The following is a 19,873-nucleotide window of genomic DNA, read 5'->3' as shown; positions in this document are numbered from 1 at the left end:
GCTCAGGACTTCGGCTCGAACGTCCTTGTGAGCGTGCGCCATGTGTCACGCCGCTTCCCGCTGCCCCAGTCGTCGGCCTTGGCCGTGTACATCATTCCGTAGCCGAGCCCGCCGTTGACGACGAAGCCGCGGTCTATCGACCGGTACTTGGTCCCGCCGTCCACGTAGGTGAATTCCCAGTCGGCCGTGTTCCAGCCGCGGAATCCGACCTTCTCTATCCGGATCCGGTCGTACTGCGACCGGACCATGTGGGTCTCCTGGTTCTTCCAGTCGCTCACCGGGTCGTCCTTGGGCGTGGTCGTCCAGCCGACGAGCAGCTTCTGCCCGTCGGGCCCGACGAAGCGCGCGCCCGCCCGGTCGGTGGACCGGTACTTCCACCCCTTGGGCAGCCCGATCTTGAAACCCTGGCCGTGCTTGTACGTGGATGCCGCGCCGTCGGACGGCTTCTTCTCCGCGTCGTCCTTGCCCTGGTCGTGCCCCTCGCCCTCGTCCGGGCCGGAACTCGCGTCCTTGGCGGGGTCATCGGCCGGGTCGCCGCCCGTGCCCGTGCCCTTGTCCGCGCCCTTGCCGGTGTCCTTGCCCGCGTCCTTGCCGCCGCCACCGGCGGTCGCGCCGCTGGACGCGGCCTTGTCGCCGCCCTTGTTGTCCTTGCTTCCGGAGCCGTCGTCGCCGAGCGCGAGGGCGAGCACCGTGCCGAGCACCGCGAGGACGACCACCACGGAGAGGATCACCAGCGTCCGCCGCGGCACCACGTCGGTGAGCGACGCCTTGACGGGCGGGCGGTTCGGCCCGCCCCCGGGCCCGGACGGCGAACCGGCCGCCGGGGAACCGGCCGCCGAGGAGGCGGAGGCCCCCGCGCCGCGCGCGGTGGCCGCCTTGCGCACGGAGTGCAGGGCGCCCTTCAACCGGTCGGCGGCCGCCTCCGCCGTACGCCCGGCGGTGGCCCCGGCCGACGGCCCGCCGGCCGCGCCCTTGGCACCCTCGCGCGAACCGGCGGCACCAGCGGCACCCGCGGCCCCGGCGGCGCCGCCCGCGGGCCTGGCCGGTTTCGTCAGCCTGGTCGTCCGCGCCGGCTTCTGGGCCTTCGGCGTCCTGGGCGGCGCGGGGGGGGCCGGCGGGAGCGGCACCACCTTGGTGGCCTCCACCGGCTCCCGCTCACGCTTGATCTCCGGGGCGTGGATGACGTCCATGAGGAGCGCCCGCGCACCCGCGTCGTCGAGCCGCTGCTCCGGGTCCTTGGCGAGCAGGCCGTAGATGACCTTCTCCAACGGGCCGGCGTTCGTGGGCTGTTCCACGTCCTCGGTCATCACCGCGGTGAGGGTGGCGATCGCCGAGCCCTTGTCGTACGGGGGGACGCCCTCGACGGCCGCGTACAGCAGGCCGCCCAGCGACCAGAGGTCGGCCGCGGGCCCGGGCTTGTGGCCGCGGGCGCGCTCCGGGGAGATGTACGAGGGGGCGCCGACGAGCATGCCGGTCGAGGTGATCGAGGGGTCGCCCTCGACCTGCGCGATGCCGAAGTCGGTGAGGACGACGCGGCCGTCCTCGGCGATCAGCACGTTCGACGGCTTCACGTCACGGTGCAGGATGCCCTCGCGGTGCGCGGAGCGCAGCACGTCCAGCACGGCGAGGCCGACCTCGGCCGCCCGGCGCGGCGTGAGCAGTCCGTCCTCGCGGATCACCTCCGCGAGGGACTTGCCCTCGACCAGCTCCATCACGATCCACGGCCGGTCGTCCTCGTCGACCACGTCGTAGACGGTGACGGCGCTGGTGTTGCGGATCCGCGCGATCGCCTTGGCCTCACGCAGCGTGCGCGTGATGAGCCGGCGCTTCTCCTCCTCGTCGATGCTCGAGGGGAACCGCAGCTCCTTCACCGCGACCGTGCGGCCAAGCGTTTCGTCCTTGGCACGCCAGACGGTGCCCATGCCGCCGCGGCCGAGCACCTCTCCCAGCCGGTACCGGCCGGCGAGGAGACGTTCGCTCTTGTCCCGACGGGCCTCACCCGTCTGCTCCGCGTCCGACATGCGTCCCCTCTGCTGCTACCGCTGCTACCCGAGCAACCCGCCCTGACAGAGCCTTCATTGTCCCTTACTCGGGGACCGGTCGGCGCCCAGGGTCCACCGGCCCCCGTCCCGTCCCCCATGATGGACCGCGCACAAGGAGGGACCGCCGTGCAAACACCGCGCTCGCTGACGGTCATCCTCCTTGCGGCGACGGCCCATCAGCGTTGCGGCAGGCCGTCCGCGACGCGCGGAACCGGCCACGGACGTCACTCTTCCGCTGCTCACGACGTGAGGCAAGGCCCCGGCCGGGGCACTCCCGTGCCGTGCGCTCCCGGAAGGCTCCCCGGGCACGCCTACCCCACTTCACCAGGTACGCCGCACGAGCACACACCGGCCCCCCGCATCCGGGTCCGCGCGCGGTCCGGCTCCCCTCAACACCCGCACCGCGCACGGCCACTACGGCAAGGGGCCGAAGCGCACCACGGCCGACACACCGTCACCTTCCGGGTCAGCACGGGCGTCTTCCGGGTCAACACGGACAAGTCGGCCGGTGCGGCACCGGAATCCGCCGTGCCGGCCGGTCACTCCTCCGCGAGGCGGTCAGTTGAGCGGCACGATGTCCGGCGCCCCCAGTCGCGCGGCGTCCGCCGTCAGGTCGTCCGGCTGCCGCTGCGACTCCCGCTCGGCCTCCACCCGCTTCTCGTAATGCTGCACCTCCCGCTCGATCTGGTCCTTGTCCCAGCCGAGGACGGGGGCCATCAGCTCGGCGCACTCCCGGGCGCTGCGGGTGCCCCGGTCGAAGGTCTCGATGGAGATGCGCGTGCGGCGGGTCAGCACGTCGTCGAGGTGGCGGGCGCCCTCGTGGGATGCGGCGTAGACGACTTCGGCGCGCAGGTAGTCGTCGGCGCCCGGCAGCGGCTTGCCGAGGTCCGGGTCGGTGGTGATGAGTTCGAGGACTTCCTCGGCCATCGAGCCGTACCGGTTCAACAGGTGCTCCACACGCACCACATGAAGGCCCGTCCGCGCGGCGATCCTCGCGCGGGCGTTCCACAGCGCCTTGTACCCCTCGGCGCCGACGAGCGGGATGTCCTCCGTGACGCAGTCGGCGACCCGCTGGTCGAGGCCGTGCACCGCCTCGTCGACGGCGTCCTTGGCCATCACGCGGTACGTCGTGTACTTGCCGCCCGCGACGACGACGAGGCCGGGTGCCGGGTGCGCGACCGTGTGCTCGCGGGAGAGCTTGCTCGTCGCGTCCGACTCGCCGGCCAGCAGCGGGCGGAGCCCGGCGTACACCCCCTGGACGTCGTCCCGGGAGAGGGGGACCGCGAGGACGGAGTTCACATGCTCCAGGAGATAGTCGATGTCGGCGCTGGAGGCGGCCGGGTGCGCCTTGTCCAGGTCCCAGTCGGTGTCGGTCGTGCCGACGATCCAGTGCCTGCCCCACGGGATGACGAAGAGGACGCTCTTCTCCGTGCGCAGGATCAGGCCTGTGCTCGCGTTGATCCGGTCCTTGGGCACGACCAGGTGGATGCCCTTGGACGCCCTCACGTGGAACTGGCCGCGCTCGCCCACCATCGCCTGGGTGTCGTCCGTCCACACGCCGGTGGCGTTGACGATCTGTTTGGCGCGGATCTCGTACTCCCCGCCGCCCTCGACGTCCTGCACCCGAGCGCCGACGACGCGCTCGCCCTCGCGCAGGAATCCGGTGACCTTCGCGCGGTTGGCGACCTTCGCGCCATACGCCGACGCGGTGCGGACGAGGGTGGCCACGTAACGCGCGTCGTCCATCTGCGCGTCGTAGTACTGCATGGCGCCGACCAGGGCGTCCTTCTTCAGGCACGGGGCGACGCGCAGGGCGTGGCGGCGCGTCAAGTGGCGGTGCATGGGCAGGCCGCGGCCGTGTCCGCGCGACATCGACATCGCGTCGTAGAGCGCGACGCCGGAGCCCGCGTACAACCGCTCCCAGCCCTTGTGCTGCAAGGGGTAGAGGAAGGGCACCGGTTTCACGAGGTGCGGGGCGAGGCGCTCCAGGAGCAGGCCGCGCTCCTTCAGCGCCTCCCGCACGAGGGCGAAGTCGAGCATCTCCAGATAGCGGAGGCCGCCGTGGATCAGCTTGCTGGACCGGCTCGACGTGCCGGACGCCCAGTCCCGCGCCTCGACCAGGCCGGTGGAGAGGCCGCGGGTCACCGCGTCGAGCGCCGTGCCCGCACCGACCACGCCCGCACCCACCACCAGGATGTCCAGCTCCCGGTCGGCCATTCCCGCAAGTGACTCGGCACGCTCCGCCGGCCCCAGTGTCGCTGTCCTCACCGCTGCCTCCCGTTGAGCTCGGGTGTGGTCGGACTCACATCATGCCCAGATTTCCCCGCCGCCCGCTGATCGCGGCCCCGGCCTGTGGACAACACTCCGGAACCCCACGCAAGGCAATACCGCAAATCGGTCATATTTACTCCTAGTCTGACATTGCGCTGGTCCGCCTTGTCCACAGGGCTTGCGCACTCGTCCCACACCGGCTATTGGGAGGACGGCCCACCGCCATGCCCGCAGATCTCGCCGTCATCGGTCTCGGCCACCTCGGCCTGCCCCTCGCCCAGGCCGCCGTCGCACGCGGCATCGCCACCATCGGCTACGACCCGGTCCGCGCCGCCGACCTGGCGGGCGGGCGGCTGCCCTGCGACGGCGGCGCCGAAGGCACCCTCACCGCCGCCGACGTCCGCCGGATGCTCTCGGGGGGCTTCAGGCCGACCGTCAACCCGGCCGAACTCGGCCGGGTCCGCACCGCTGTCATCTGCGCCCCCACCCCACCGGCCGCCGACCGCTCGCTCGACCTCGGTCAGGTGGCCGAGGCGGCCCGTGCGCTCGCCGCACGCCTGCGCCCGCACACCACCGTGATCCTGGAGTCCCCCGCCTACCCGGGGACCACGGAGGAATTCCTCCGTCCGATCCTCGAAACGGGTTCGGGCCTGCGGGCCGGCCGCGACTTCCACCTCGCGTACTCCCCCGGCCGCCTCGACCCGGGCAACCGCAGCCACGGCTACGCGGGCACCCCCAAGGTCATCGGCGGCCTCACCCCCGCCTGCACCGAATCGGCCGCCACCTTCTACGGCCGCCTCACCGACAAGGTCGTCCGCGCCCGCGGCCCCCGCGAGGCCGAGACCGTGCACCTCCTGGAGACCAACTACCGGCACGTCAACATGGCCCTGGTCAACGAGATGGCGGTCCTCTGCCACGACCTCGGCATCGACCTGTGGGACGTCATCCGCTGCGCCGAGACCAAGCCCTTCGGCTTCCAGGCCTTCCGCCCCGGCCCCGGCGTCGGCGGCCACGGCGTCGCCCTGGACATCCCGAACCCCTCGCGCGGCGCCCGCCCCCTGCGCATGGTCGAACTGGCCCAGCAGGTCAACGACCGCATGCCGCAGTACGTCATCCAGCGCTCGGCGACCCTCCTCAACGAACACGGCAAGTCCGCCCGCGGCGCCCGCGTCCTGCTCCTCGGCGTCACCTACAAGCCCGACCTCGCCGACCAGCAGGGCGCCCCCGCCCAGGAGGTGGCGACCCGGCTCATGGAGCTCGGCGCCGCGGTCAGCTACCACGACCCCTACGTGCCCAACTGGAGCGTGCTCGGCCGCCCCGTCCCGCGCGCGGACTCCCTCTACGAGGCGGCGGCCGACGCCGACCTGACGATCCTGCTCCAGCACCACCGCACGTACGACCTGCAAGGGCTCGCCGTGAAGGCCCAGCTCCTGCTCGACACCAGGGGCGCGACCCCGGCGGGCGCGGCACACCGGCTCTGACCGCCCACGACGACGAAAAGGGCCCCGGTACGAAGTACCGGGGCCCTTCTGCGTGCGATGTTCCGTCAGCGCTTGTGCTGCGAGTCCGCGACCGTCACCTCGACGCGCTGGAACTCCTTGAGCTCGCTGTAGCCGGTGGTGGCCATGGCGCGGCGCAGCGCCCCGAAGAAGTTCATCGAGCCGTCCGGGATGTGCGACGGGCCGGTGAGGATCTCCTCGGTGGTGCCGACCGTGCCGAGGTCGACCTTCTTGCCGCGCGGCACGTCCTCGTGGACGGCCTCCATGCCCCAGTGGTGGCCCTTGCCGGGCGCGTCCGTGGCGCGGGCCAGCGGGGAGCCGACCATCACGGAGTCCGCGCCGCACGCGATGGCCTTGGGCAGGTCGCCGGACCAGCCCACGCCGCCGTCGGCGATGACGTGCACGTACCGGCCGCCGGACTCGTCCATGTAGTCACGGCGGGCGGCCGCGACGTCGGCGACGGCGGTGGCCATCGGGACCTGGATGCCCAGGACGTTGCGCGTGGTGTGCGCGGCGCCGCCGCCGAAGCCGACGAGGACACCCGCGGCGCCGGTGCGCATCAGGTGCAGGGCGGCCGTGTACGTGGCGCAGCCGCCGACGATGACCGGGACGTCCAGCTCGTAGATGAACTGCTTCAGGTTCAGCGGCTCGGCGGCGCCGGAGACGTGCTCGGCGGAGACGGTGGTGCCGCGGATCACGAAGATGTCGACGCCGGCGTCGACGACGGCCTTGGAGAACTCGGCGGTGCGCTGCGGCGAGAGCGCGGCGGCCGTGACCACGCCCGCGTCGCGCACCTCCTTGATGCGCTGCCCGATCAGGTCCGCCTTGATCGGGGCGGCGTAGATCTCCTGGAGGCGCCGGGTGGCGGTCTCCGCGTCCAGCTCGGCGATCTCGTCGAGCAGCGGCTGCGGGTCCTCGTACCGCGTCCAGAGGCCCTCGAGGTTCAGGACGCCGAGGCCGCCGAGCTCACCGATGCGGATGGCGGTCTGCGGGGAGACCACCGAGTCCATGGGGGCCGCCAGGAAGGGCAGCTCGAAGCGGTAGGCGTCGATCTGCCACGCGATCGAGACCTCCTTCGGGTCGCGGGTGCGCCGGCTCGGTACGACGGCGATGTCGTCGAAGGCGTACGCGCGGCGGCCGCGCTTGCCGCGCCCGATCTCGATCTCAGTCACGTTGTGGGGCCTTTCCCTCTTGGTCTGCCCGTCCAGTATCCCCGACGCACACCGAAGGGGCGGCCCCGGTGATCCGGGGCCGCCCCTTTCGCGTGCGTGTGGAACCGGCAGGCTACTTCGTACGGCTGTAGTTCGGCGCCTCGACCGTCATCTGGATGTCGTGCGGGTGGCTCTCCTTGAGTCCCGCGGACGTGATCCGGACGAAGCGGCCGTTGGCCTGCAGGTCGGGGACGGTGCGCCCGCCCACGTAGAACATCGACTGGCGCAGGCCGCCGACCAGCTGGTGGACGACCGCCGAGAGCGGGCCGCGGTAGGGCACCTGGCCCTCGATGCCCTCGGGCACCAGCTTCTCGTCGGAGGCGACGCCCTCCTGGAAGTAGCGGTCCTTGGAGAACGACTTGCGGTCGCCGCGGGTCTGCATGGCACCCAGCGAACCCATGCCGCGGTACGACTTGAACTGCTTGCCGTTGATGAACATCAGCTCGCCCGGCGACTCCTCGCAGCCGGCGAGGAGCGAGCCCAGCATGACCGTGTCCGCGCCGGCGACGAGCGCCTTGGCGATGTCTCCGGAGTACTGCAGGCCGCCGTCGCCGATGACCGGGACACCGGCCTCCTTGGCGGCGAGCGACGCTTCGTAGATGGCCGTCACCTGCGGTACGCCGATGCCGGCGACGACACGCGTGGTGCAGATGGAACCGGGGCCGACGCCGACCTTGATGCCGTCGACACCGGCGTCGATGAGCGCCTGGGCGCCCTCACGGGTGGCGATGTTGCCGCCGATGACATCCACGCGCGGGGCATCCGACTTGATCTTGGCGACCATGTCGCCGACCAGGCGGGAGTGGCCGTGCGCGGTGTCGACGACGATGAAGTCGACGCCCGCGGCGACCAAGGCCTGGGCGCGCTCGAAGGCGTCGCCCGCGACGCCCACCGCGGCGCCGACGATGAGGCGGCCCTCGCCGTCCTTCGCGGCGTTCGGGTACTTCTCGGCCTTCACGAAGTCCTTGACCGTGATGAGGCCCTTGAGGATGCCCGCGTCGTCGACGAGCGGCAGCTTCTCGATCTTGTGGCGGCGCAGCAGCTCCATGGCGTCCACGCCGGAGATGCCGACCTTGCCGGTGACCAGCGGCATCGGCGTCATGACCTCGCGCACCTGGCGCGTGCGGTCCGACTCGAAGGCCATGTCGCGGTTGGTGACGATGCCGAGCAGCTTGCCCGCCGCGTCGGTGACCGGGACGCCGCTGATGCGGAACTTCGCGCAGATCGCGTCGGCCTCGGCCAGCGTCGCGTCCGGGTGCACCGTGATCGGGTCGGTGACCATGCCGGACTCGGAGCGCTTGACCAGGTCGACCTGGTTGGCCTGGTCGGCGATGGAGAGGTTGCGGTGCAGGACGCCGACGCCGCCCTGGCGGGCCATGGCGATCGCCATGCGGGCCTCGGTGACCTTGTCCATCGCGGCGGAGAGCAGCGGGACGTTGACCCGGACGTTCTTCGAGACTAGCGAGGAAGTGTCGATCTGGTCGGGCGCCATGTCCGACGCGCCCGGCAGCAGCAGCACGTCGTCGTAGGTCAGCCCGAGTGTCGCGAATTTCTCGGGCACTCCGTCGACGTTTGCAGTCATGACACCTTCCCCAAATGGCCTTGATCGGTGCGGATGTCCATGCTAACGGGCTCCGAGGGTGTCTCATTCCACGATCAAGATCATCGACGTTCTTTGTACGTTCGTACGTCGGCGCTCACGCGTGGGGGCTCACTGCTCGGCGAGCGCCCGCAGCCGGCTCAGCGCCCGGTGCTGGGCGACCCGCACCGCGCCGGGCGACATGCCCAGCATCTGTCCGGTCTCCTCGGCCGTCAGCCCGACGGCGATGCGCAGGAGCAGCAGCTCGCGCTGGTTGTCAGGGAGGTTGGCGAGGAGCTTCTTGGCCCACTCGGCGTCGCTGCTGAGCAGCGCGCGCTCCTCGGGGCCGAGCGAGTCGTCGGGCCGCTCCGGCATCTCGTCGGAGGGCACGGCGGTGGACCCGGGGTGCCGCATGGCGGCCCGCTGCAGGTCGGCCACCTTGTGCGCCGCGATGGCGAAGACGAAGGCCTCGAAGGGGCGGCCGGTGTCCTTGTAGCGCGGCAGCGCGAGGAGCACGGCGACACAGACCTCCTGCGCCAGGTCCTCGACGAAGTGCCGTGCGTCACCCGGCAGGCGGGAGAGGCGGGTGCGGCAGTAGCGCAGGGCCAGCGGGTGCACGTGCGCGAGAAGGTCGTGCGTGGCCTGTTCGTCGCCCTCGACCGCGCGAAGGACGAGGGCACCGATCACCGTCGTCTTGTCATCGCGCATCGGTCCATGGTGCCTTGGTGGCGACTGATCCGTGGCACCGCGTCCGTAGTTGTGCACTGAAGCGTTATGAGCAGGTGCGCCGGAACTCATCTCCTGCGCCCTCCCCTCCCGCTCGATCGACTCGTCCCCGAGGAACTCCACACCTCAAGGATGCGGCATCGGCGGCGAAACAAGCAGCGGCGGGCGTCCGTCGCCCCGCCCACCACACGGCGGGCGGGGATCGCGGGGCCCCCGCGGCGGCACACTCAGCGGACCAGGCCCCAGCGGAAACCGAGCGCCACCGCGTGTGCGCGGTCCGAGGCGCCGAGCTTCTTGAAGAGCCGCCTGGCGTGCGTCTTCACGGTGTCCTCGGAGAGGAAGAGCTCGCGCCCGATCTCCGCGTTCGAGCGGCCGTGGCTCATGCCTTCGAGGACCTGGATCTCGCGCGCGGTGAGGGTGGGCGCGGCGCCCATCTCGGCCGAGCGCAGTCTGCGCGGGGCCAGCCGCCACGTCGGGTCGGCGAGCGCCTGTGTGACGGTCGCGCGCAGCTCGGCGCGCGAGGCGTCCTTGTGCAGATAGCCGCGGGCACCGGCGGCGACCGCGAGCGCGACCCCGTCCAGGTCCTCGGCGACGGTGAGCATGATGATGCGCGCACCGGGGTCGGCGGAGAGCAGCCGCCGGACGGTCTCGACGCCGCCCAGGCCGGGCATGCGTACGTCCATCAGAATCAGGTCCGAGCGGTCGGCGCCCCAGCGGCGGAGGACTTCCTCGCCGTTGGCCGCTGTCGTCACGCGCTCGACACCGGGCACGGTCGCGACCGCGCGGCGGAGCGCCTCTCGGGCAAGCGGGGAGTCGTCGCAGACGAGGACCGATGTCATGACTGTCCTCCGCGGCTCTCACAGCTGCTGCGCGTCACCTTGAGCCTCCAGGCTGGTACATGTCGTCACCTGTGCGGTTGACGCTCTCGGACACCTGCCCGAGCGCTTCTTCTTTCAACCGCCTCCGCACTCTCAACGACGGTCACCCGAAAGAGTTACGGGGCAGTCAGCCACCTTCGGCACTCTACGTGAGGGCGCGGACACAGCGCAGAGCGCGCGGAAGACCCTCAACCTTTCATCACAAGCCATGCCCCATTTAGCGGCTTTTCTTCCCTTTTCCTGGTGTCTGCGGCTAGATTCGCAATGAGTCATATTTTCATCTCCTTAGATAGTAGATGTACGGTCATGGGCACCGTATCCGCGTCAGAACGGCATCAAGGGGACCAGCAATGGCAGATTTCTCCCGCCTTCCCGGACCGAACGCAGATCTGTGGGACTGGCAGCTCCTCGCGGCCTGCCGGGGGGTCGACAGCTCGCTCTTCTTCCACCCGGAGGGCGAGCGGGGAGCGGCGCGCAGCGCCCGTGAGAACTCCGCCAAGGAGGTCTGCATGCGGTGCCCGGTGCGTGCCGAGTGCGCCGCTCACGCCCTCGCGGTGCGCGAGCCGTACGGCGTCTGGGGCGGGCTGACCGAGGACGAGCGCGAGGAGCTCATGGGGCGCGCGCGCAACCGACTGGTCACGGCGGCCGCTCCGGCGGGCAGAGCCGTGTCACACAGCTGAAGGAACGTTTCTTCGAAAGGGCCCCGACGCTATTCGGGGCGGCCCCCGGGGCGGACCACCGCCCCCGTCAGCGGGCGGCGGCCCGCGCGAGATGGTCCAGCGTGGCGGCGACCGCCGGCACCTGTGCCAGATCCGGCAGCGTGAGCGCGACGATCTCCCGCTGCACGGCAGGTTCCACCGTCACGGTGCGGGCGCCCTTGGGGCGCACCGACTCGATCGCGAGCTCGGGCAGCACCGCCACCCCCAGGCCGGCGCCGACCAGTCCGATCACCGCCGGATAGTCGTCGGTCGCGAAATCGATCCGGGGCACGAAGCCCGCGCTCTCGCAGACCTCCACCAGTTGCCTGCGACAGCGGGGGCAGCCCGCGATCCACGACTCGTCGGCGAACTCCCCGATGGTGACCGACCGGGCCCCGGCGAGCCGGTGCCCCTCGGGCACGAGTCCGACGAGCCGGTCGGCGAGCAGCGGACGCACGACGAGGTCGCCCCACTCCTCCGCGGCCGTCGCCCCCTCGTACCGGAAGGCGAGGGCCACGTCGCAGTCCCCCTCGCGCAGCATCTCCACCGAACGCGGCGGCTCGGCCTCCACGAGGGAGACGCGCGTGCCGGGGTGGGCCGCGCGCAGCGCCGCGAGGGCGCCGGGGACGAGGGTGGAGCTACCGCTCGGGAAGGAGACGAGGCGGACCCGGCCCGCGCGCAGGCCGGCGATCGCGGCGACCTCCTCCTCGGCGGCGGTGAGTCCGGCGAGGATGCCCGAGGCGTGCCGCACCAGAGCCTCGCCCGCCTGCGTCAGCCGCATTTCGCGGCCGGTGCGGATCAGCAGCGGCGTGCCGGTCGAGGCTTCGAGGGCCTTCATCTGCTGGCTGACGGCGGGCTGGGTGCAGCCGAGCTCGCGGGCCGCGGCCGAGAAGGAGCCGGTGGCGGCCACGGCGCGCAGGACACGGAGGTGACGGGCCTCGATCATGGTGTGAGCATAAGTGACGCTTGGAAGCAACGCGAAATATTGCGTCGCGGCTTTGAGGGGCCCTCGCTTAGCCTGCTGGGCATGGAGCTTCTTTCGGTAAATGCGGGCCGTCGCAAGGCCGTTGACTACACCTCGTCCCCCACCGGCCTCACCGGCATCGACAAGCAGCCGGTCTCCGGACCGGTCCTCGTGACCGCGCCGGGCGCCAAGGGCGTCGGCGGCAGCGGAGTGGCGGGCGACGAGATCTGCGACCTGCGGCACCACGGCGGGGACCACCAGGCGGTGTACGCCTACGCCCGCGAGGACCTCGACGCGTGGGAGCGGACGCTCGGGCGGACCCTGGCGAACGGCGCGTTCGGCGAGAATTTCACGGTGTCCGGGGTGGATGTGAACGGCGCGCGGATCGGCGAGCGCTGGCAGGTCGGTCCCGACCTGGTCCTGGAGGTGACGAGCGGGCGCATCCCCTGCCGTACGTTCCAGGGGCACCTCGGCGAGACGGGATGGATGAAGCGCTTCACCACGGAGGGCGCGCCGGGCGCGTATCTGCGGGTGATCGTGGAGGGCGAGGTGCGGGCCGGGGACGCGATCCGGATCGTGCACCGGCCGGACCACGACGTCACCGTCGCCCTCCACTTCCGGGCCGTCACGACGGAGAAGTCGCTGCTGCCGCGGATGCTGGCGGCGGGCGACGCCCTGCACCCCGAGACGACGGAGCGGGCGCACAAGTACCTCGCGCGGCAGGCCGCCGAGGACCTCGCGGTGTGAGACCGGCAGGTCCATGCGGAACGGCACCTTCGCGATCTCACTAGCCTTGGGCCATGACTACGGCTCTGATTACGGGATCAACCGCCGGCATCGGCGCCGCGTTCGCGCGGCGCCTCGCCGGTGACGGGCACAACCTCGTCCTGGTGGCTCGCGACACCAAGCGGCTGCGCGAGCAGGCGACCGAGCTGCACGACCGGCACGGCATCGAGGCCGAGGTGCTGACCGCGGACCTCGCGACGGACGGGGGCATCGAGGCCGTCGAGAAGCGGCTGGCGAACCGGAGGGACCCGGTCGACCTGCTGATCAACAACGCGGGCTTCGGCAACAAGGGCCGGTACCTGGAAGTCCCGATGACCGACGAGCTGACCATGCTCAAGGTGCACTGCGAGGCGGTGCTGCGGCTGACCTCGGCCGCGGCGGAGTCGATGCGGGAGCGGGGCCGGGGCGGGGTGGTGAACGTCGCGTCGGTGGCGGCGTTCGTGCCGCGCGGCACGTACGGGGCCTCGAAGGCGTGGGTCGTGCAGTTCACCCAGGGCGCGGCGAAGGACCTGGCCGGGACCGGGGTGCGGCTCATGGCGCTCTGCCCCGGCTTCGTACGGACCGAGTTCCACCGGCGCGCCGGGATGGGCACGTCCAACATCCCCGGGTGGCTGTGGCTCGACGCGGACAAGCTGGTCACGGCGGCTCTGGCCGACCTGGCCCGGGGCAAGACCGTGTCGATCCCCGACCCTCGCTACAAGGCGCTGATGGGGGTGGTGAAGGTGACGCCGCGTTCCTTGCTGGGCGGGGTGACGTCGCGTACGGGCCGCAAGTACGGGCCGCGGTAGGCCTGCGGGGCCTTCTGGGTGGGAGCGTCTGCGGGGTTCCTCGCCGCTGCCGGCTGCGGGTCGCCGTCGGCTGGTCGCGCAGTTCCCCGCGCCCCTGAGGACGACTTCGGCGAGCGCCCCGTAAGGGGCGCGGGGAACTGCGCGAGGACGGACCACGGCCCGCAGCCGGCGACGGACGGGCTTCGGCAGACGCATCCCCGAAAAGGGCCGAGGCCCGGCTCCCCGAAAAGGGAGCCGGGCCTCGGTCACCGGTCAAGCCGAGCGCAGCGGGTCAGTGCGAGTGACCGTGGCCGTGGCCGTGGCCGGCGTCGGCCTCTTCCTCGGCCGGCTTCTCGACGACCAGGGTCTCGGTCGTGAGGAGCAGCGACGCGATGGACGCGGCGTTCTCCAGCGCGGAGCGGGTGACCTTGACCGGGTCGATGACGCCGGCCTTGACCAGGTCGCCGTACTCGCCGGTCGCGGCGTTGAAGCCGAAGCCCTTGTCGAGCTCGGCGACCTTCGAGGTGATGACGTAACCCTCGAGGCCGGCGTTCTCGGCGATCCAGCGCAGCGGCTCGACGGCGGCGCGGCGGACGACGGCGACACCGGTGGCCTCGTCGCCCTCCTTGCCGAGGTTGCCCTCGAGGACCTTCACGGCGTGGACGAGCGCGGAGCCACCACCGGAGACGATGCCCTCCTCGACCGCGGCGCGGGTCGCGGAGATGGCGTCCTCCAGACGGTGCTTCTTCTCCTTCAGCTCCACCTCGGTGGCGGCGCCGACCTTGATGACGCACACGCCGCCGGCCAGCTTCGCGAGGCGCTCCTGGAGCTTCTCGCGGTCCCAGTCGGAGTCCGTGGCCTCGATCTCGGCCTTGATCTGGGCGACACGGCCCTCGACGTCGGCCTTGTTGCCGCCGCCGTCGACGATCGTGGTGTCGTCCTTGGTGATGGTGACGCGGCGGGCGGTGCCGAGCACGTCGAGGCCGACCTGGTCGAGCTTGAGGCCGACCTCCTCGGCGATGACGGTGGCGCCCGTGAGGGTGGCCATGTCGCCGAGCATCGCCTTGCGGCGGTCGCCGAAGCCGGGGGCCTTCACCGCGACGGCGTTGAAGGTGCCGCGGATCTTGTTCACGACCAGGGTCGACAGGGCCTCGCCCTCGACGTCCTCGGCGATGATCAGGAGCGGCTTCGAGGAGTTGGCCTGGATGACCTTCTCGAGCAGCGGCAGGAGGTCCTGGATGGAGGAGATCTTGCCCTGGTGGATCAGGATGTACGGGTCGTCGAGGACGGCCTCCATACGCTCCTGGTCGGAGACCATGTACGGCGAGAGGTAGCCCTTGTCGAAGGCCATGCCCTCGGTGAAGTCGAGCTCGAGGCCGAAGGTGTTGGACTCCTCGACGGTGATGACACCGTCCTTGCCGACCTTGTCCATCGCCTCGGCGATGAGCTCGCCGACCTGCGGGTCCTGCGCCGAGAGACCGGCGACGGCCGCGATGTCGGCCTTGTCGTCGATCGGGCGGGCGGTGGCGAGGAGCTCCTGGGAGACGGCCGCGACGGCGGCGTCGATGCCCTTCTTCAGGGCGGCCGGGGAGGCGCCGGCGGCGACGTTGCGCAGGCCTTCCTTGACCAGGGCCTGGGCGAGCACGGTGGCGGTGGTGGTGCCGTCACCCGCGATGTCGTTGGTCTTGGTCGCCACCTCCTTCACCAGCTGGGCGCCGAGGTTCTCGTACGGGTCCTCGACCTCGACCTCACGGGCGATGGTGACGCCGTCGTTGGTGATGGTCGGGGCGCCGAACTTCTTGTCGATGACGACGTTGCGGCCGCGGGGGCCGATCGTCACCTTGACGGTGTCGGCAAGCTTGTTGACGCCGCGCTCAAGGGCGCGACGGGCGTCCTCGTCGAACTTCAGGATCTTCGCCATGGGAGCGATTCAGCCCTCTCGAAAACTCAGGGGGGTCCGGGGGAGCCCCCGGAACGTTCAGCAACGAACTACGCCCCTCGCCGCCCGGCATCAGCGGGGTGACCAGGGGCGCAGCTCAGAAAAGCAAATGCTGGGTGAATTACTTCTCGACGATCGCGAGCACGTCGCGGGCCGAGAGGACGAGGTACTCGTCGCCGTTGTACTTCACCTCGGTGCCGCCGTACTTGCTGTACAGCACGACATCGCCGACCTTCACGTCGAGCGGCAGGCGCTCGCCGTTCTCGAAACGCCCCGGGCCCACGGCGAGGACAGCGCCCTCCTGGGGCTTCTCCTTCGCGGTGTCCGGAATGACCAGGCCGGAGGCCGTGGTCTGCTCGGCGTCGAGCGGCTGGACCACAATGCGGTCCTCGAGCGGCTTGATGGCAACCTTGGAGCTGGCGGTCGTCACGATCCGGTCTCCCCCTTCGGAGATCTCACGGGGTTAAGAGTCTGAGTGTGGCGACCAGGTGGATCCGTCGTCGCGGGTGCCGGACCTGCCCGTCGCTGTTGGCACTCTCCAATGGGGAGTGCCAGAAGTGAGACTAGGACGGGGATTAGCACTCGGTCAAGCGGAGTGCCAATCGGCTGCGCCGGGCTTCAGCGGATGTTCGTGCCCCTGGGGCGGGGCGGCGGCGCTTTTTCCCTGTCGGGGCAACGGTTCTCTGCGTCTTTGGGTTCCCTGGCGGCGATTCGTGGGGGCCCCGGTTCTTGTTGCTCGGCACCGGGGGCTGTGCCCACCCGTTCCGCCCAGCGGAACGCCTGCCCACAGCGGGGGGCGCCAGGGGCCGCTGTGGAGCGGAGGATGCCGGGCGGGGTTGGGGTGCGGTGGTGCGGGGGGACCTTTTGGGCTGCCTTTCTGCCCAGGCGTTCGATCGGGTCCACCGATTCGGCGCAACCGGTGAGCAGTGCGGGCGCGAGCACTCCGCACAGCAGGGCCCCGGCGAGGAGGCGGCGGTTCGCTCGCGCCCGCGGGGTCACAGGTAGTCCTCCAGCCTGGCCACCGCGTACCCCCGGTCCGTGACCGTCTTCATGACGCGGCGGACCATGTCGGGCATCGTGCCCTTCCAGTCCTCACGCCCCCGGAAGTGCGTGAGGATGATGTCGCCGGGGTGCAGGTCCTTGTCCCACTCGCGCCACTCCATGTGGTCGGTGAAGGCCTCGGACGCCCACAGCGGCACCGCCTTGATGCCGCAGGACCTGGCGGCGCGCAGCGTGTCCCGGTTGTAGTTGCCGTACGGCGGGCGGAAGAGCTCGGGCCGCTTGCCGTAGTGCTTCTGGATGGTGTCCTGCATGCCGCAGATCTCGCGGCGCTGCCCCTCGTACGAGAGTCCGGGCAGGTAGCGGTGGTTGAGGGTGTGGTTGTTCAGGGTGACGCCGCGGTCCTGCATCTTCTTGAAGTACCCGTAGTCCTCCTTGACCAGGTAGTCGCTGAGGAAGGCGGTGTACGGCAGCCGGAGCTCGCTCATCATCTTCAGCAGCCGCGGGTCCTTCTCGGCGCCGTCGTCGATGGTCAGGAAGACGACCTTGTCCTTGGTGGGGACGGTCGTGAAGACGGGCGGCAGGCTCGACTGGCCCTCGACCTCGAACCCCTTGCGGGTGGTGATCCGCGGCTTGGCCGCGGGCGGCGGGGGCGCGGCGAGCGGGGTCTTGGCCAGCCCCCAGCGCTTGGCCGCCACGGCGCGTGCGGCCTGGACCGCGCCGAGTCTCTGGGCGTAGGAGTCCAGGGCGCGGGCGGGCGGGGCCTTGAGCGGCTGCTGGCCGTGGGCGGGCCGGGTGCCGTCGGCGGAGGCGCAGCCCGATGCGATGGCCGAGGCGGCCAGGACGGCCACCGCGGCGCGCGCCCGGTTCTTCCGTCTTCTGGCGTATTCTTCTTTTTGTCGTACTAGTTGCATGCCGCCGGATCCTCGCAGCTCAAGGTCGTGCCAGGGGCCCGACACCGCCGCCCGGCCGTGCACCATCCACCGACTGGCCCACAATGGGGCAGGTGAACGACCCGAACACGCCGAGCGGCCCCGAGTCCGACCTCGGCGATCCCCTCGCCGCCTTCGCCGCCCTGCGCACCCCCCGGGGCACGGCCCTGCTCGACGAGGTGCGGGACGTCGAGCCCGCACAGGAGCTCGCCGCCGCCACCCGGCTGCGCCGCACCCACCCGGCGCCCCTGGTCTCTGCCGCCCTCGCCCAGGCACGGCTGCGCCGGCGTGCCGCGGCGAAGTTCGGCGCCGGGGACGCGGCCCGGATGTTCTTCACCCCCGACGGCGTGGAGCAGTCCACCCGCTCCTCCGTCGCCACGCACCGCGCCGAGCGCTTCAAGGCCCTCGGCGTCCGTTCGCTCGCCGACCTGTGCTGCGGCATCGGCGGCGACGCCATCGCCCTTGCGCGGGCCGGGATCTCCGTGCTCGCCGTCGACCGCTCCCCGCTGACCTGCGCCGTCGCCCGCGCCAACGCCGAGGCCCTCGGCCTCGCCGAGCTGATCGAGGTCCGGGAGGCCGATGTCACCGAGGTGGACACCTCGGCGTACGACGCGGTCTTCGTGGACCCGGCGCGCCGCTCCTCCGGCCGGGGCCGCATCTTCGACCCGGAGTCCTACTCCCCGCCCCTGTCCTGGGCGGTCGGCGCGGCGCTCGCGGCCCCGCGCGCCGCCCTGAAGATCGCCCCCGGCATCCCCCACGAGGCGGTCCCCGCCGAGGCCGCGGCCGAGTGGATCTCGGACGGCGGCGACGTCAAGGAGGCCGTGCTGTGGTTCGGCACGGATGACTCCGCCTCGCACCGCGCGACGCTCCTGCCCGGTGGCGCCTCCCTGTGGTCACCGCTCGACACGATGCTGCCCGACCCCGAAGTGCGTCCCGTCGGGCGTTACTTGTACGAGCCGGACGGCGCCGTCATCCGCGCGCACCTGGTCGCCGAGGTCGCGGCCCGGGTCGGCGGCGGACTGATCGACGAGACCATCGCGTACGTCACCTCCGACGCCCTGCACGAGACCCCGTACGCCACCGCCTACGAGATCACCGACCGGATCCCCTTCAACCTGAAGAAGTTGAAGGCGCTGCTGCGGGAGCGCGAGGTCGGCGTCCTCACCGTCAAGAAGCGCGGCTCGGCCGTCGAGCCCGAGGAGCTGCGGCGCAAGGTGAAGCCCCGCGGCCGGAACGCCGCGACGGTCTTCCTGACCCGGGTGGCGGGCGCGCCGACGATGCTGATCGGGCGCCCGGCCGCGCGGAGCTGACCGCGCCCCGGCCGGGCCGCCGCGGCGCTCAGAGCCGGCAGGTGGCCGCCCGCGCGAGGAGCAGCTCCCGCTCCCTGCCGTTGCGCGCCAGCGCCGCCGCCCGCTCGAATTCGGCGCACGCCTCGGCCGTCCTGCCCAGCCGCTCCAGCAGGTCGCCCCGCACGCTGGGCAGCAAGTGGTAGTCCCGCAGCGCCGGTTCGGCGGCGAGCGCGTCGACCAGGAAGAGGCCCGGCTCGGGCCCCTGCGCCATCGAGACCGCCACCGCGCGGTTCAGCTCGACCACCGGGGAGGGGGTGCGGGCGGCGAGCAGGCCGTAGAGGACGGCGATCTGCTGCCAGTCGGTCTCCTCGTAGGTGTGGGCCCTGGCGTGGCAGGCGGCGATCGCGGCCTGCAGGGCGTAGGGGCCGAACGCGCCGGAGGAGTCCGCCGTGCTCCTGGCCCGGGCGAGGGCCGCGTAACCGCGCCGGATCAGCAGCCGGTTCCAGCGGGCCCGGTTCTGGTCCTTGAGCAGCACCGGCTCGCCGGACGGGCCGGTGCGCGCCGCGGAGCGCGACGCCTGCAGTTCCAGGAGCGCGGCGAGGCCGTGCACCTCGGACTCCCTGGGCATGAGGCCGGCGAGCACCCGGGCCAGGCGCAGGGCGTCCTCGCACAGGGCCGGGCGCAGCCAGTCGTCGCCCGATGAGGCGGCGTACCCCTCGTTGAAGATGAGGTAGATGACCTCGAGGACGGAGCCGAGGCGGGCCTCGCGGTCCTGGCCGGTGGGGACCTCGAAGGCGACGTCCTTGGTGGCGAGGATGCGCTTGGCCCGCACGATGCGCTGCGCCACGGCCGGTTCGGCGGCGAGGACGGCGCGGGCGATCTCCGCAGTGGTCAGGCCGCCCAGCAGCCGCAGGGTGAGCGCCACGCGGGCCTCGGCGGAGAGCAGCGGGTGGCAGGCGGTGAAGACGAGGCGCAGCAGGTCGTCGTCGATGCCGTCGGGGTCGGCGGGTTCGTCCGCGTGGAGCTGGGCGGTCTCCAGGTCGCGGCCGGCCTCCGCAAGCTTGGCGGCGTACCGCTCGCGGCGGCGCACCAGGTCGATGGCGCGGCGCTTGGCGGTGGTCATGAGCCAGGCGCCCGGGTTCTCCGGGACGCCCTGCTCCGGCCACTGTTCGAGGGCTGCCACCAGGGCGTCCTGCGCCAGCTCCTCGGCGATGCCGACATCTCGTACGATCCGCGTGACGCCGGCGATGATGCGCGGCGACTCCATGCGGAAGACGGTCTCCACGGTGGGGC

Annotated in this window: 16 protein-coding genes; 5 read left to right on the top strand and 11 right to left on the bottom strand. The window is 71.7% G+C overall.

The window, feature by feature from the left end; genetic code table 11:
* Window positions 1-2 precede the first annotated feature (2 nt).
* Window positions 3-2,021, bottom strand: coding sequence for a serine/threonine-protein kinase (locus ACZ7DY_RS06435; protein WP_471130803.1), 2,019 nt, complete (start codon window positions 2,019-2,021; stop codon window positions 3-5).
* Between the two features lie 579 nt (window positions 2,022-2,600).
* On the bottom strand, window positions 2,601-4,310 hold the full coding sequence (locus ACZ7DY_RS06430) for a glycerol-3-phosphate dehydrogenase/oxidase (RefSeq protein WP_471130801.1): 1,710 nt from the start codon (window positions 4,308-4,310) through the stop codon (window positions 2,601-2,603).
* Window positions 4,311-4,537: 227 nt separating this feature from the next.
* Here ACZ7DY_RS06430 and ACZ7DY_RS06425 point away from each other — a divergent pair, with 227 nt between their 5' ends.
* Window positions 4,538-5,794 carry a nucleotide sugar dehydrogenase gene (locus ACZ7DY_RS06425; RefSeq protein ID WP_471130798.1) on the top strand — a complete coding sequence of 419 codons (1,257 nt, stop codon included), beginning with the start codon at window positions 4,538-4,540 and terminating at the stop codon, window positions 5,792-5,794.
* A gap of 65 nt (window positions 5,795-5,859) precedes the next feature.
* Here ACZ7DY_RS06425 and ACZ7DY_RS06420 read toward each other — a convergent pair whose 3' ends face one another.
* The 4 genes from ACZ7DY_RS06420 to ACZ7DY_RS06405 all read right to left on the bottom strand — a co-directional run bounded on the left by ACZ7DY_RS06420 (window position 5,860) and on the right by ACZ7DY_RS06405 (window position 10,167).
* Entirely contained in the window at window positions 5,860-6,984 is a 1,125-nt protein-coding gene (locus ACZ7DY_RS06420; protein ID WP_150171160.1) for a GuaB3 family IMP dehydrogenase-related protein, read from the bottom strand.
* Window positions 6,985-7,096: 112 nt separating this feature from the next.
* Window positions 7,097-8,605 carry an IMP dehydrogenase gene (guaB, locus tag ACZ7DY_RS06415; RefSeq protein ID WP_471130796.1) on the bottom strand — a complete coding sequence of 503 codons (1,509 nt, stop codon included), beginning with the start codon at window positions 8,603-8,605 and terminating at the stop codon, window positions 7,097-7,099.
* Window positions 8,606-8,734: 129 nt separating this feature from the next.
* Window positions 8,735-9,310 carry a sigma-70 family RNA polymerase sigma factor gene (locus tag ACZ7DY_RS06410; protein WP_055563244.1) on the bottom strand — a complete coding sequence of 192 codons (576 nt, stop codon included), beginning with the start codon at window positions 9,308-9,310 and terminating at the stop codon, window positions 8,735-8,737.
* 245 nt (window positions 9,311-9,555) lie between these two features.
* On the bottom strand, window positions 9,556-10,167 hold the full coding sequence (locus ACZ7DY_RS06405; RefSeq protein WP_003948568.1) for a response regulator transcription factor: 612 nt from the start codon (window positions 10,165-10,167) through the stop codon (window positions 9,556-9,558).
* A gap of 389 nt (window positions 10,168-10,556) precedes the next feature.
* Here ACZ7DY_RS06405 and ACZ7DY_RS06400 point away from each other — a divergent pair, with 389 nt between their 5' ends.
* A complete protein-coding gene (locus ACZ7DY_RS06400; RefSeq protein WP_471130793.1) occupies window positions 10,557-10,886 on the top strand; it encodes a WhiB family transcriptional regulator in 330 nt (109 codons plus the stop codon).
* A gap of 67 nt (window positions 10,887-10,953) precedes the next feature.
* Here ACZ7DY_RS06400 and ACZ7DY_RS06395 read toward each other — a convergent pair whose 3' ends face one another.
* A complete protein-coding gene (locus ACZ7DY_RS06395; RefSeq protein ID WP_471130791.1) occupies window positions 10,954-11,850 on the bottom strand; it encodes a LysR family transcriptional regulator in 897 nt (298 codons plus the stop codon).
* An 81-nt stretch (window positions 11,851-11,931) separates the two neighbouring features.
* Here ACZ7DY_RS06395 and ACZ7DY_RS06390 point away from each other — a divergent pair, with 81 nt between their 5' ends.
* Together ACZ7DY_RS06390 and ACZ7DY_RS06385 are read left to right on the top strand one after the other, a co-directional pair.
* Window positions 11,932-12,615: an MOSC domain-containing protein gene (locus ACZ7DY_RS06390; RefSeq protein ID WP_471130790.1), complete on the top strand. Its 684-nt coding sequence runs from the start codon at window positions 11,932-11,934 to the stop codon at window positions 12,613-12,615.
* Window positions 12,616-12,668: 53 nt separating this feature from the next.
* A complete protein-coding gene (locus ACZ7DY_RS06385) occupies window positions 12,669-13,442 on the top strand; it encodes an SDR family NAD(P)-dependent oxidoreductase (RefSeq protein ID WP_471130787.1) in 774 nt (257 codons plus the stop codon).
* A gap of 271 nt (window positions 13,443-13,713) precedes the next feature.
* Here the strand turns inward: ACZ7DY_RS06385 and groL are convergent, their stop codons facing one another.
* The 3 genes from groL to ACZ7DY_RS06370 all read right to left on the bottom strand — a co-directional run bounded on the left by groL (window position 13,714) and on the right by ACZ7DY_RS06370 (window position 17,273).
* The gene (groL, locus tag ACZ7DY_RS06380; protein WP_471130784.1) at window positions 13,714-15,342 is read right to left on the bottom strand and encodes a chaperonin GroEL; all 1,629 of its coding nucleotides are present in this window, start codon (window positions 15,340-15,342) and stop codon (window positions 13,714-13,716) included.
* Window positions 15,343-15,481: 139 nt separating this feature from the next.
* Window positions 15,482-15,790, bottom strand: a complete 309-nt coding sequence (groES, locus tag ACZ7DY_RS06375; protein WP_006347174.1) for a co-chaperone GroES — start codon at window positions 15,788-15,790, stop codon at window positions 15,482-15,484.
* 565 nt (window positions 15,791-16,355) lie between these two features.
* Complete coding sequence (locus ACZ7DY_RS06370; protein ID WP_471130782.1) at window positions 16,356-17,273, bottom strand: polysaccharide deacetylase family protein; 918 nt, start codon at window positions 17,271-17,273, stop codon at window positions 16,356-16,358.
* Between the two features lie 83 nt (window positions 17,274-17,356).
* Between ACZ7DY_RS06370 and ACZ7DY_RS06365 the strand changes: the two genes are divergently transcribed.
* Entirely contained in the window at window positions 17,357-18,601 is a 1,245-nt protein-coding gene (locus ACZ7DY_RS06365; protein ID WP_471130780.1) for a class I SAM-dependent methyltransferase, read from the top strand.
* A 28-nt stretch (window positions 18,602-18,629) separates the two neighbouring features.
* On the opposite strand, the gene ACZ7DY_RS06360 is transcribed toward ACZ7DY_RS06365, so the two are convergent.
* On the bottom strand, window positions 18,630-19,847 hold the full coding sequence (locus ACZ7DY_RS06360; RefSeq protein ID WP_471132342.1) for an RNA polymerase sigma factor: 1,218 nt from the start codon (window positions 19,845-19,847) through the stop codon (window positions 18,630-18,632).
* Window positions 19,848-19,873: the final 26 nt, after the last annotated feature.

It is taken from the genome of Streptomyces sp. NPDC037013 (genome assembly GCF_055607265.1).
Note: the sequence above shows the minus strand (reverse complement) of the source record. Positions and strands in the feature narration are given on the sequence as shown.

Excerpts from the sequence above, each read along its gene's own strand:
- guaB (WP_471130796.1), bottom strand. The coding sequence starts at position 8,605 with ATGACTGCAAACGTCGACGGAGTGCCCGAGAAATTCGCGACACTCGGG.
- ACZ7DY_RS06410 (WP_055563244.1), bottom strand. The coding sequence starts at position 9,310 with ATGCGCGATGACAAGACGACGGTGATCGGTGCCCTCGTCCTTCGCGCG.
- ACZ7DY_RS06400 (WP_471130793.1), top strand. The coding sequence starts at position 10,557 with ATGGCAGATTTCTCCCGCCTTCCCGGACCGAACGCAGATCTGTGGGAC.
- ACZ7DY_RS06425 (WP_471130798.1), top strand. The coding sequence starts at position 4,538 with ATGCCCGCAGATCTCGCCGTCATCGGTCTCGGCCACCTCGGCCTGCCC.
- groL (WP_471130784.1), bottom strand. The coding sequence starts at position 15,342 with ATGGCGAAGATCCTGAAGTTCGACGAGGACGCCCGTCGCGCCCTTGAG.
- ACZ7DY_RS06435 (WP_471130803.1), bottom strand. The coding sequence starts at position 2,021 with ATGTCGGACGCGGAGCAGACGGGTGAGGCCCGTCGGGACAAGAGCGAA.
- ACZ7DY_RS06390 (WP_471130790.1), top strand. The coding sequence starts at position 11,932 with ATGGAGCTTCTTTCGGTAAATGCGGGCCGTCGCAAGGCCGTTGACTAC.
- ACZ7DY_RS06360 (WP_471132342.1), bottom strand. The coding sequence starts at position 19,847 with ATGGAGTCGCCGCGCATCATCGCCGGCGTCACGCGGATCGTACGAGAT.
- ACZ7DY_RS06405 (WP_003948568.1), bottom strand. The coding sequence starts at position 10,167 with ATGACATCGGTCCTCGTCTGCGACGACTCCCCGCTTGCCCGAGAGGCG.
- ACZ7DY_RS06370 (WP_471130782.1), bottom strand. The coding sequence starts at position 17,273 with ATGCAACTAGTACGACAAAAAGAAGAATACGCCAGAAGACGGAAGAAC.
- ACZ7DY_RS06395 (WP_471130791.1), bottom strand. The coding sequence starts at position 11,850 with ATGATCGAGGCCCGTCACCTCCGTGTCCTGCGCGCCGTGGCCGCCACC.
- ACZ7DY_RS06365 (WP_471130780.1), top strand. The coding sequence starts at position 17,357 with ATGGGGCAGGTGAACGACCCGAACACGCCGAGCGGCCCCGAGTCCGAC.
- ACZ7DY_RS06385 (WP_471130787.1), top strand. The coding sequence starts at position 12,669 with ATGACTACGGCTCTGATTACGGGATCAACCGCCGGCATCGGCGCCGCG.